This window comes from Arcicella sp. GW822-FHT02H01, from assembly GCF_058802005.1.
The window spans coordinates 3,238,565-3,251,973 of record NZ_JBXANT010000001.1 but is presented as its reverse complement, the minus strand read 5'-3'; the positions used below and the strand labels follow the sequence as shown (position 1 = coordinate 3,251,973).

Below are 13,409 nucleotides of genomic sequence, written 5' to 3'. Positions count from 1 at the left end.
AGCACCCAATATATTTGTTCAAAACCGCACAAGAAGTGTCCGAAAACGGACACTTCTTTTTTTGTAAAAATTTATAATCTACTGAAAATCAAATAGATAATTTTTTGGTGATGTTTTTGAAAATATATGTTACATATCAACATCAAAATAACCTCCTCACGCTATGTTCAAAAATTACTTCAAAATAGCCTTCAGAAATCTTGTTAGGAATAAAGTATATTCTTTTATCAACATTGGTGGATTAGCAGTTGGTATGGCTGTAGCAATGCTGATTGGTTTATGGATTCATGACGAGTTATCCTTCGATAAATATCATACAAATTATGATAAAATAGGTGTTGGTATGCAACATCAAACAGAAAATGGCACAGTTTATACAGGCAATGCTATGCCTTTTCCTTTAGGGCCTGAGCTTAAAAGCAAGTATGGTAATAATTTTAAATATTTAGCCATGGCTTCGTGGGAAGGAGACCATATTTTATCTACTAATGACAAGCAATTATCTAAAGGTGGAATTTACTTCGATACTGATGCCCCTAAAATGTTGTCACTGAAAATTTTGAAAGGAACGAATGAAGGACTGAAAACACCTAATTCTATTTTGCTTGCAGAATCAACGGCAAAAGCTTTTTTTGGAGATTCAGACCCTATTAATCAAACCATGAAAATTGATAATAAACTGAATGTAAAGGTAACAGGCGTATATGAAGATTTACCTTTTAATACTTCATTCAGAGATTTGAAATTCATTGCCCCTTGGGACTTATACATTTCTTCAGAAGATTGGATAAAAAGAGCAAGAGATAATAATCAATGGGATAATAATTCATTTCAATTATATGCTCAGATAGCTGATAATACTGATTTTGAAACAGTCAATAAACGCATTCTTCGTTCAAAATTCAACAATCTTCCCAAAGAAGAAAGACGATTTGATGCTAAAATTTTCCTTCAACCGATGGCTGACTGGCACTTAAAGTCTAGCTGGAAAAACGGTGTAAATATCGGCGGATTAATAGAATATGTTTGGTTATTTGGCATTGTAGGTATTTTTGTATTGCTATTAGCTTGTATCAATTTCATGAATTTGAGCACTGCTCGTTCTGAAAAACGTGCGAAAGAAGTAGGTGTTCGTAAAGCCATTGGTTCAGTCCGTGGCCAATTAATTGCCCAATTTCTGAGCGAGTCTTTACTAGTAGTAGCTTTTGCGTTTATCTTTTCAATCATTTTGGTAGAACTTGTTTTGCCTTTCTTCAACGACGTAGCAGATAAAAAGATGACGATTCTGTGGACAAACCCTTTGTTCTGGATTCTCTCACTTAGTTTTAGTTTACTTACTGGCTTAGTCGCTGGTAGTTATCCAGCCTTATATTTATCATCTTTCCAACCTGTTAAAGTACTAAAAGGTACCTTTAAAGCAGGGCGTTTTGCGGCTATACCACGCAAGGTTTTAGTAGTATTTCAGTTTACCGTTTCAGTAGCACTCATTATTGGTACTATCATTATTTACCGACAAGTACAGTTTTCAAAAAATAGACCTATTGGCTATAATAGAGACGGACTAATGATGATAATGATGAAAACGCCAGACTTTTATGGAAAATTTGATTTACTGCGCAATGAATTAAAAGGTTCGGGAGCTATTGTTGAATTAGCCGAATCATCAAGTCCATTAACCGAAGTTTGGTCAAATTCAGGTGGTTTTTCTTGGGAAGGCAAAGACCCTAATTTAGATACTGACTTTGCAAACATCAGTGTTACCCATGAATTTGGAAAAACAGTAGGTTGGAAGTTTAAAGAAGGAAGAGACTTTTCAAGAGATTTCTCTACTGATTCATTAGGGCTAGTTATCAATGAAGCAGCTGTAAAGTTTATGGGTATTAAAAATCCCGTTGGAAAAACCGTTACTTGGGGTACTGGTAAAAATGCACAAAATTTTACGATTGTTGGGGTAATTAAAGATATGCTGATGCAGTCGCCATACAAACCCGTAAAGCAAGCTTTTTACTTCTTGAGTTCACATAATGTGAATTGGATAACCCTTAAATTGAATCCTAATAAAAGTACGAGCGAGTCTATTTCACAGATTGAGGCTACCTTCAAAAAGTATATTCCCTCTGCTCCTTTCGACTATAAGTTTGCAGATGAAGAATTTGCTAATAAATTCAAAACTGAAGAGCGTATCGGGAAACTAGCCTTGTTTTTTGCTGCCCTTGCTATCTTTATTTCATGCTTAGGTTTATTCGGACTGGCTTCTTTTGTAGCTGAACAAAGAACCAAGGAAATTGGTATCAGAAAAGTGTTAGGTGCTACGGTTTTAAACCTTTGGACTTTGCTTTCAAAAGATTTTTTAATCCTCGTAATCGTATCACTCCTTACAGCAACGCCTCTTGCCTATTACTTTATGCACAATTGGTTACAGAAATATGAATATAGAACAGACATTTCTTGGTGGATTTTTGCTTTTGCTGGCTTAGGTGCCATCGCTATTACCGTATTAACAGTAAGTTTTCAGGCTATCAAGGCAGCGTTGGCTAATCCTGTAAAGAGCCTAAGGACGGAATGATTTGGAGTTAGGAGTTTTGAATGTAGCGTGTTTTTTGTCAAAATCCCAAATCTAAAATCCTTTAGTCTTTTAGTCATCAATCCTAAAGTCATATCATTATGCTTAGAAACTATTTCAAAATCGCCTTTCGTAATCTTGTTAAAAACAAGGGTTACTCTTTTATTAACATTGGTGGATTAGCTGTTGGTATGGCAGTGGCAACACTGATTGGCTTGTGGATTCATGATGAATTGTCGTTCAATAAATATCATAAAAACTATGATAGAATTGTACAAGTAATGCAACACCAAACCTTTAATGGCGAAGTGGGTACTCAGACATCTAATCCCTATTTACTGGGTGCTGAAATTCGTGAAAAATATGGAAGCGATTTCAAATTTGTACTCATGTCTTCTGGAAGAGGTAAGCATATTTTGAAGTTTGGTGATAAAAAGCTTTCTATACGAGGCGAATACTTTGAAGCTGAGGCTCCAGAAATGCTAAGCTTAAAAATGCTGAAAGGAACAAATAATGGGTTGAAAGACCCTTCATCTATCTTAATTGATGAATCAACAGCAAAAGCATTTTTTGGTAATGAAAACCCTCTGTTCAAATCTTTTAGAATTGATAATAAATTTACGCTAAAAGTGACTGGTGTTTATGAAGATATTCCTCATAATTCTGATTTTCATGATTTAGCATTTATCGCTCCTTGGGATCTTTACATCAAAAATGAAAATTGGGATGAAAAGCTAAGCAATCCTTGGCGAAGTAATGCCTTTCAGACGTATGCTCAATTGGCTGATAATGCTGATGTAGATAAGGTTTCTACAAAAATAAAAAATGTCAAACTCCTTAAGGTCGATAAAGCAGGTGCTTCTTTTAAACCTGAAGTATTTCTTCATCCTATGAATAAATGGCATTTATATGCTGAGTTTAAAAATGGCATAAATACAGGTGGAAAAATCGAGTTTGTTTGGCTATTTGGCATTATTGGGGTGTTTGTGTTGCTATTGGCTTGTATCAATTTTATGAACCTAAGTACGGCCCGTTCTGAAAAACGTGCTAAAGAAGTTGGTGTCAGAAAAGCCATTGGGTCAATGCGTAGTCAATTAATCATTCAGTTTCTTAGTGAATCTTTCTTAGTAGTATTTATCGCTTTTATACTATCCTTACTATTGGTAGAACTTAGTTTGCCTGCTTTCAATGAAATAGCAGATAAAAAAATGGTTATCCTATATACAAGTCCAGCTTTTTGGCTTTTGAATATAGCTTTTTGTTTAATTACGGGCTTTATAGCAGGAAGTTATCCAGCCTTGTATTTATCTTCTTTTCAGCCCATATCAGTGTTGAAAGGAACTTTCAGAATCGGGCATTTTGCCTCAATGCCTAGAAAAGTGTTAGTAGTCGTGCAGTTTACCGTTTCAATTACTTTAATCATTGGCACGATTATCATCTACAACCAAATTCAATTTGCTAAGAATCGCCCAATAGGGTATGACAAAGAAGGTTTGTTAACAATGTTTGTCAATACGCCTGAATTATTACAACACTATGATGCCATCAGAAATGATTTGATAAAGACTGGTGCTGTATCAGAAATGTCTGAGTCTTCTAGTCCAACAACGGGTGTTTGGGCAATTAATAATGGTTATGATTGGAAGGACAAAGACCCTAGTGTACAAGGCAATTTTGGCACAGTTGCAGTAACCCACGATTTTGGGAAAACGGTAGGTTGGCAATTCAAAGAAGGAAGAGATTTCTCAAGAGCCTTTTCAACTGATTCTACTGGCGTTGTATTGAACGAGGCTGCCGTAAAATTCATGGGCATCAAACAAGTAGTTGGCGAAACCATGAAAATCGATGGCAAACCTTATAAGATACTAGGCGTAGTAAAAGACATGGTCATGAACTCTCCGTATGAACCTGCTTTACGAACTGTTTTTGTATTAGACTATAAATGGATAAATATTATTAATATCAAAATTAATCCTAACGTAAGTCCCTCAGAAGCATTAGGTAAAATTGAGAATACTTTAAAAAAATATGCTCCTGATATGCCATTTGATTATTGGTTTGCTGATGATGAATATAATCTAAAATTTCTTAATGAAGTAAGAATCGGAAAGCTGACTTCATTCTTTGCAGTACTCGCTATTTTTATTTCTTGTTTAGGGTTGTTCGGACTAGCCTCTTTTGTAGCAGAACAAAGAACAAAGGAAATTGGTATCAGAAAAGTATTAGGTGCTACGGTGTTAAACCTATGGACTTTACTTTCAAAAGAATTTGTATTGCTCGTGCTGATTTCACTTTTAACAGCTACCCCTCTTGCCTATTACTATATGCACAATTGGTTACAAAGCTATGAGTATAGAACTGATATTTCTTGGTGGATTTTCGCTTTTGCTGGCTTAGGAGCATTGATTATCACTTTATTAACGGTAAGTTTCCAAGCAGTAAAAGCAGCTTTGGCTAATCCTGTAAAGAGTTTGCGGACAGAATGATTTGGAGTTGGTAGTTTTGAGTGCGGAGTTTTTTTCAAAATCCCAAATCTAAAATCTTTTGGTCATTTAGTCATCAATCCTAAAGTCATATCATTATGTTACAAAACTATCTGAAAATCGCTTTACGAAATCTCGTTAGAAACAAGGTTTATTCGTTTATTAATATTGTTGGATTAGCCGTAGGGCTTGCTACTTGTATGTTGATAATTTTGTATGTTTTTGACGAACTCAGTTATGATAAACATCTTAATCAAGTAGCTCAATTATATAGAATTGCCATCCAGACTGAAACAGAAAAATGGGTGTCTGTTCCAGCACCTGTTGCGGGTGCACTAAAGAAGGACTTTGCAGAGGTAGAGCAAGCAACACGTCTTTTGAAATTTCCCGGTATTGATAAAATGCTATTGAAAAACATTAAAAGCAATAAGCAATTTTATGAAACTAATGCTTATTATGTAGACTCTACTTTTTTTAAAATATTCACTTATGAGTCCAAATATGGTGATATTCAAAAAGCTTTATATCAGCCCAATACCATAGTTATATCAGAAAAAGTTGCCTATAAAATTTTTGGAAATGAGAACCCTATAGATAAAACAATCAGCGTTGAGATTCCTTATGGGAAATCTGATTATACTGTAAAAGGAGTATTTAAAGAAACCGAAGATAAATCACATATCAATGCTCATATATTTTTATCTATGCAAAATAGTGAAATTGGTGGGTGGGTAAAAAACCAAACCAACTGGGCAAACAATAGTATATTTCATACTTATTTTAAATTAAAAAAAGGCACAAATCCTGTTTCTTTTGAAGCAAAACTGCCAGCCTTTTTTCAACATAACGGAGGAGCAGACCTAAAATCGTTGGGTGTATCAAAACATTTCTTTTTACAACCTTTAAAGGATATTTACTTAGAGTCAAATTTTGGAAACGAAATTTCTACAAATGGAAACATAAAGTATATCTATATTTTCAGCTCAATAGCAGCCTTTCTATTATTGATTGCCTGCATTAATTTCATGAATCTTTCAACAGCACGAGCTGAAAAAAGAGCGAAAGAAGTTGGTATCCGAAAAGCAATTGGTGCCTATCAAAGTGCATTGATTAGACAGTTTTTGGGAGAATCCTTGATGATGTGTATCATTGCACTTTTCATTGCAGTATTAATCATCCAATTATTTTTACCTGTTTTTAATGGTTTTACTCAAAAGAAATTAATGCTGTTCCAAAACCCCAATACCTTATTTTGGATTATTGGCATTACACTTTCCACAGGATTTTTCGCAGGGCTTTATCCTTCATTCTATCTGGCTTCATTCAAACCTATTGAAGTACTAAAAGGTAAATTAATCAATCGTATTTCAGTAATTGCTATTCGCAAAGGGCTTGTTGTTTTTCAGTTTGTTATTTCAATATCATTGATTTTAGCAGTCGTGATTATCTGGCAACAAATGAGCTTAATACGAAATCAAGATTTAGGTTTCAACAAAAATCAACAGATTATTTTACCATTTCAAAGTACAACATCGGCTAATAACTATATAGCCCTAAAAAATGAAATGGCGAAAAATCCAAAGATAGTTTCAATAACTGCTGGTTCAAGTTATCCTGGGATTCAATTAATTGAAGACCAGCTATTTTATGCAGAAGGTAATACCATGAAAGACAATGTGGATATTCATTTTGCCAGAGTAAACGACAATTATATTTCTACACTTGGTTATAAAATATTGATAGGCAGACCGCTTTCAAGTAATCCGCAGGCGGATACCAATGCGATTGTTTTAAATGAAACTGCCATAAAACAATTAGGTTTTAGTAGTGAAAATGCCATTGGTAAAAAAATTTACAGTGAGTTAAACAATCAACTTTTCGCAAGAGAAATTGTAGGGGTTGTTAAAGATTTTAATTATAAAAGCCTGCACGAAACCATATCTCCATTTGGGCTAATTAAACTTTTGGGTAATGACCAAATCCATTATTTAATAGCTAATGTACAGAAAGGAGACTACAAAGATGTAATTGCTGATATAGAGAAAGTTTGGAAAAAAATAAACCCTGACACGCCTTTTGAATATTCTTTCCTTGACCAAGACTTCCAAAGGAATTATGAAAAAGAAGAACGTTCGGCTGGTATTATTATTTATTTTACGCTTATAGCAATTGTAATAGCTTGTCTTGGTTTATTTGGCTTGGCTACTTTCACCGCAGAACAACGCACCAAAGAAATAGGTATCAGGAAAGTATTAGGAGCTTCGGTAATAAGTATTACAAGTTTATTGTCAATAGATTTTCTAAAATTAGTCTTAATGGCTTGCCTTATTGCATTTCCTTTAGGTTATTGGGCAATGACAAAATGGTTACAAGATTTTGCTTATAAAATTGAAATTTCTTGGTGGATTTTTGCTTTGGCAGGTATCACAGCCATTGTAATTTCCTTATTAACAGTAAGTTTCCAAGCAGTAAAAGCCGCTTTAGCCAACCCTGTAAAGAGTTTGAGGACAGAATAATTTCTATTGAAATGTTAAAAAAAGTTAAGCTAAATCAGAATATATATTAGTCTGATTATCTTCACTTTGAACTAATAAATTTCTGAAATTATGATACAAAATTACTTTAAAATAGCGTGGCGAAACTTGATGAAACGGAAGTTTTACTCATTGGTTTCTATATTGGGTTTATCTGTGGGTATTACTTTTACCTTACTAATAGGCACTTACATTTGGGGAGAGTTACAAGTAAATGCTGATTTAAAAAATGTAGAAAATCAGTATTTAATTCAAAGCAAATGGAAGCAAGCAGACTTCGGTTTAGAAATCACGACACTTGCTCCGCTGGCAAAAACTTTGAAAGTGAATTACCCCAATATGGTAGAAAATTACTATGGCTTTGAAGGCTATACTTCTACGATTTCAAACGGTGACAAAGCTTTCAGAGAAGATATTCAAATTGGCGATGCTACTTTATTGAAAATGTATGGCTTTCAATTGCTTTATGGCGACCGCCAAACGGCTTTAGACCAACCTTATTCAATGGTAATTTCGTCTGAACAAGCAATTAAGTACTTTGGTAAATTGGATTGTGTTGGCAAAAGCCTGACGGTAGAATCAAATGCTGGAAGCAAAAAGAGTTTTATGATTTCGGGCGTTTTGGGAAAAGTAAATACTAATTCGGTGATGCACTTACTTTCTGATACCAGAATCCCAATTTTAATGTCTTTTGAAAGCAGTAAATTCTGGGGAATCGAGAAGTACTTCGCTTGGAACAATCCTTATAATGTTGGCTTTGTAGAGCTAAAAAAAGGCGTAAATCCAGCAACGGTTACGCAAGTAATGGCGAAACTCATCAAAGCCAATGCACCCGAAAATATCAGTACCAATCTTCAAGCTTACCTTGTTCCGATGAAAGAGGTTTATCTTGAAGCTAACAACAGTATCGTAAAAAAGACCATTCTTACGCTGTTCTTTGTGGCTTTGTTTATTCTGCTGATGGCAATTGTTAATTTTATCAATATGTCTATCGGCAATGCTGTTACAAGACTCAAAGAAATCGGTGTTAGAAAAATGCTTGGTAGCCAGAAAAAGCAATTAATGCTTCAATTTTTGGCAGAATCCATCTTGATTTCTTTGTTCAGTTTATTGATTTCTCTGATTCTTTATGAAGTATTTCAACCTTTTTTCGGACAAATGCTCCACAAGAAAATACCTTCTTTGTTGTCGGTTTCACCATATTTTTACCTTTTTGCTATACTTTTTTCGGTGCTGATTGGCTTAATTTCGGGTGTTTATCCAGCTTTTATTTTGTCCAATTTGCCTTCCATAGATTCTTTAAAAGGCAAACTGAAATCTATCAAAGAGAATATTTTCTTGCGAAGAGTCCTTATCGTTTCGCAGTTTTCGATTGCTCTTTTTGTTTGTGTTGGGGCAAGTGTGATTAATAAACAGGTCAATTACTTTTTTAACAAGGATTTGGGGTATCATAAAGAAGCCGTTGTTACTTTAAGTGTTCCCCGTGATTGGTCGCCACAAGGCGTTGATAAAATGGAACGAATCCGAGATGAGATGGCTAAACTAAAAGAAGTAAGTCAAGTAAGTTTGTCGTATGATATTCCAGCAGGTCATGGAGGAAACAATAATGCTTTTTATAAAATGGGGCAAGATTCCACCCAAGCAGTGTATGTTCAGACCATAGCAACGGATGAAAAATATGCTGATACGTATCAAATACCAATGATTGCAGGTGTATATTTTCAGCGTGCACAAGAAAGGTTTCAAGCTGGAAAAATTGTATTGAATGAAACTGCCATTAAAACCTTGGGGTTTAAAAATCCCACAGAAGCCATTGGTCAGGAAATTCGTATTCATTACTCTACACAACCTTTTACCATTGTGGGTGTTACGAAAGATTTTCATATAGGTTCAATGCATAAAGCCATTTCACCTTTAGTATTTATGAATGTGAAAGATTTTACCTTTTTCAGGTATTTATCTTTTAAAATTCAGTCTAACCATCTCGCTCAATCTTTATCAAGTATCGAGCAAAAATGGATAACATTAATGCCCGGTTCGGCTTTTGAATATACTTTTATTGATGATACGTTACAAAAGTTGTATCAATCTGAAATTCAACTTAAGAAATCCTCGCAAATCGCAACGATTTTATCAGGAATTATTGTGCTATTGGGGATTTTGGGAATGGTTTCGATGAGCATTGCACGCAGAACCAAAGAGCTGGGTATTCGCAAAGTATTGGGTGCCTCGAGCATCAGTATCATCATGCTTTTTCTGAAAGAATTTGTGGTTTTAATAGCCATTGCCATCGTAATTGCCTTTCCACTTGGCGCAATGAGTATGAACAATTGGCTCTCAGCTTATGCCTATCGTATAGATTTAAGTTGGCAAATGTTTGCCATCGTTGCTTTCGGATTCAGCATTATCATTAGCCTTTTTGTTTTCTTACAAACCTTTAAAACAGCTTTAGAAAATCCTGTAAAAAGCTTAAAAACAGAGTAAAAAAATACTGTTAAAAGTTATTGTCAGACAATTACATTTTATAAAATTAAAAATATGTTAGCACTCAAAAACATTTTTCGTTGGTATAATTCAGGAGTAAATAGAGCATTCGTTTTACGTGATGTAAGCTTGACTATTGAGCAAGGGGAGTTTGTATCCATTATGGGACCTTCGGGTTCGGGCAAATCTACGCTATTGCATATTATTGGTATGATGGACGAACCCAATGAAGGAGAGTATTCTTTTATGGGACACAGCGTACTTAAAATCAAAGAAAAACAACGAGCAGAATTATACAAAAAACACATTGGCTTTGTCTTCCAAGCCTACCATTTGATTGATGAACTAACGGTGTATGAAAATATCGAAACGCCATTGTTGTATCATGGCATTGGGTCGTCTGAAAGGAAATCTATGGTAGCTGATATTCTAGACAGGTTCAATATTGTGGGTAAAAAAGACTTGTTCCCCAATCAGCTTTCGGGCGGACAGCAACAGTTAGTGGGTATTGCTCGGGCTATTATCACAAAACCCAATTTGATTTTGGCAGATGAGCCTACGGGCAACCTGAACTCAAAGCAAGGCCAAGAAATCATGGAATTGTTTAAAACATTGAACGATGAAGGCGTAACCATTATTCAGGTAACTCACTCGGAAAAAAATGCTACTTATGGTAGCCGAGTAATTGAGTTATTAGATGGACGCATCGAAAGATAAAAATTTAGTTTTGGTTTAAGTGTTAGTCGCTCAGAGATATTCTCTGAGCGACTTTTTTATATCAACCTTTTTAAATTAACCGTTGTAAAAATCACATTTGCTCCTCTTTTTACTACTAAATTAATCGGCTTGCCTTCTCCTTTCTGAAATATCTTATAGATCTCAGTAATGGATACATCTTTGTACGATCTGTTATTGATAAATATTACTCTATCTCCTTGTTGCAAACCCGCTAAGTGTGCAGGAGAATTCTCAATAATTCTTTCAATCATAAATTCATGGTAATCACTTCCACTTGCCATCAATTCCATGCCACTCATGTTGTGTTCGAAGGGTTCTCTCATCCTTCTATTGATAGGTTTCAAGACCACGTATTTATCACGATAATTAAAAGTAACTTTAAATCTTCTGAGAAACTCGCACCCTATATTTCCCTGACGTTCAGAAAAATTAGTTGGCTTTAAATGAAAAGAAGAGCTATCAGGGAACGATGCCACCACATTGTTTAATTCAAATTTCCCAAACTTAATTTTAGGTAGTCTCCCCAAGTTACCATTGATAATACCACTCAACCCTCGCCCAAGTTGTGCTTTCACTACTTTAGGAGGCAATTGTATATTAAATTTCTTATTTACTTCAATAGAGATAGCATGCCCAGCGCCTGTATCTAACAAAACTTTGATAGGCACCTTTTCTTGTCCATTTACTAATTCTACTGTCCCTAGATACGGTTTATTTTCTTCTATAGAAATAGGGAAGCGTTCTCCTTTTGAAGGCTTATATTTATAATGTTCTGGATTCTCCAGAATCAATTGGTTTTCTGCAAAGTCAATCGTTACTGCAAAGCGATTAAAAAGGTCATATCCGATAATACCATGTATAGGCTTTCCCACAAATTCACTTAGTTTTAGGATATCGTCTTTTAGCACTACAATATTCTGTCGATAGCCGATGGCATCACCCATTCTGATAGTATTATCCAACACTATTCCAGCTTCAAGGTCATTGCCAATACCAACACCCGCAATTTTCACATTTCTACTATAATTCATGTGTTGCAATTGCGCTATTTTGGAATCAGTAAGAATGATTGAACTTACGCCAGTATCCAGAATAAAACGTAAGGTATCAGAGTTATTAACCCTGAGGGGTACTATCACTAAATTTGCATGAAATTCAAAGGGAATGATAGTTCTCTTTTTTTTCTTAAGTAATTGAAAACCAAAGTTTTCCTCGACTACAGGTTTCAGTTTAAATTTCTTTGGATATTCATTTCGGGGAATGGTGGTGACTGTAACACCATTATTATTTTGTTCAGCAGGTACAATAGTATCTTGACAATACCCTGCCAGCGGTAAAGTACTGAACATTAATATTTTATGCCAAGTGAGTTTCATAGAGAAGAGTCAGTTTCTTAACTAAATATCAGAATAATATTACATATTTCCAAGGGTCTACATAGAAAAATTAATGTTTATTCAAAGAAAAGTACACAAAAATTTTCGTTAAGTATTTTTTAAGAAAAATAGCAGATTTAGCGTACCTAATAAAAGCAATTTTATTTTGAATTTATAGTCAATCTTGTACCCATTTGAGAGGTTAACTTTTTAAAAAAAACAAAATTTTCTCCTTCAGAATGAAGATACTTGTCCTTTTTTGTTTTTTAAAATTGTGATAACGAGTACTTTTGTTAAAGTATCTAATTTATAATTAACCAAAAAACAATGAGAAAGCAAATTGTAGCAGGAAACTGGAAAATGAATAAAACAGCTGATGAGGCATTAATTTTAGCCTCTGAAGTTGTAAACATGGTAAAAGACGAAGTAAATACTGATGTGCAAGTAATTATTGCTCCACCAGCACTTTATTTAGCTACTCTACAGAAATATACTGAAACAGTTTCAAATGTAGGTATTGCTGCACAAAACTGTTCAAGTAAAGCTTCAGGCGCTTACACTGGCGAGATTTCGGCTTCTATGCTAAAGTCAATCGGTGTTACACACGTTATTCTTGGGCACTCAGAGCGTCGTCAATATTTTAACGAAACGAACGAAGAACTAGCTGAAAAAGTAAACATTGTACTTGAAAACGGATTAACGCCAATTTTTTGTTGTGGTGAGTCGTTAGAATTACGTCAAGGAGAAGATTTCCTTGCTTTTGTAGCGTCACAATTGACAGACAGTCTTTTCCATCTTTCTGCTGAAGATTTCGCTAAAGTTGTGATTGCTTACGAACCAATTTGGGCAATTGGAACAGGCTTAACGGCTTCTTCTGACCAAGCACAAGAAATGCACGCTTATTTAAGAGCTCATCTTGCTACAAAATATGGCCAAGAAGCCGCTGATAATACTTCTATCCTTTATGGTGGAAGCTGTAATGAAAAAAATGCTCCAGAATTATTTGCTTGTCCAGATGTAGATGGTGGCTTAATTGGTGGTGCATCATTGAAATCTCGTGAATTTACGAATATTGCAAAGTCATTCTAATAAAATAATAATATAAAATCCCGTTTAGGAAAACCTATGCGGGATTTTTTGTAAAATAAATGCTAACTTCACTTGTTAATCAAGGTCAACAACTTGATTAACAATATATTACTCAACTTTTCTTTAAACTCACATTCTCAAT

Annotated in this window: 7 protein-coding genes; 6 read left to right on the top strand and 1 reads right to left on the bottom strand. The window is 34.7% G+C overall.

The annotated features are described in order from the left end of the window. Nucleotides 1–163: 163 nt before the first annotated feature. The 5 genes from AC1RNE_RS13770 to AC1RNE_RS13750 all read left to right on the top strand — a co-directional run bounded on the left by AC1RNE_RS13770 (nt 164) and on the right by AC1RNE_RS13750 (nt 10,781). Complete coding sequence (locus tag AC1RNE_RS13770; RefSeq protein ID WP_492801524.1) at nt 164–2,566, top strand: ABC transporter permease; 2,403 nt, start codon at nt 164–166, stop codon at nt 2,564–2,566. A 98-nt stretch (nt 2,567–2,664) separates the two neighbouring features. Then, nucleotides 2,665–5,049 (top strand): ABC transporter permease, encoded by a 2,385-nt coding sequence (locus tag AC1RNE_RS13765; protein WP_492801522.1) that lies wholly within the window; start codon nt 2,665–2,667, stop codon nt 5,047–5,049. 95 nt (nt 5,050–5,144) lie between these two features. Next, nucleotides 5,145–7,562: an ABC transporter permease gene (locus AC1RNE_RS13760; protein ID WP_492801521.1), complete on the top strand. Its 2,418-nt coding sequence runs from the start codon at nt 5,145–5,147 to the stop codon at nt 7,560–7,562. Between the two features lie 90 nt (nt 7,563–7,652). Further along, nucleotides 7,653–10,064 carry an ABC transporter permease gene (locus AC1RNE_RS13755; protein ID WP_492801519.1) on the top strand — a complete coding sequence of 804 codons (2,412 nt, stop codon included), beginning with the start codon at nt 7,653–7,655 and terminating at the stop codon, nt 10,062–10,064. A gap of 54 nt (nt 10,065–10,118) precedes the next feature. Continuing rightward, nucleotides 10,119–10,781 carry an ABC transporter ATP-binding protein gene (locus tag AC1RNE_RS13750; RefSeq protein WP_323247056.1) on the top strand — a complete coding sequence of 221 codons (663 nt, stop codon included), beginning with the start codon at nt 10,119–10,121 and terminating at the stop codon, nt 10,779–10,781. 56 nt (nt 10,782–10,837) lie between these two features. Here AC1RNE_RS13750 and AC1RNE_RS13745 read toward each other — a convergent pair whose 3' ends face one another. Next, the gene (locus AC1RNE_RS13745) at nt 10,838–12,178 is read right to left on the bottom strand and encodes an aspartyl protease family protein (RefSeq protein WP_492801517.1); all 1,341 of its coding nucleotides are present in this window, start codon (nt 12,176–12,178) and stop codon (nt 10,838–10,840) included. A 327-nt stretch (nt 12,179–12,505) separates the two neighbouring features. Here AC1RNE_RS13745 and tpiA point away from each other — a divergent pair, with 327 nt between their 5' ends. Continuing rightward, nucleotides 12,506–13,267: a triose-phosphate isomerase gene (gene tpiA / locus AC1RNE_RS13740; RefSeq protein WP_323247059.1), complete on the top strand. Its 762-nt coding sequence runs from the start codon at nt 12,506–12,508 to the stop codon at nt 13,265–13,267. Nucleotides 13,268–13,409: the final 142 nt, after the last annotated feature.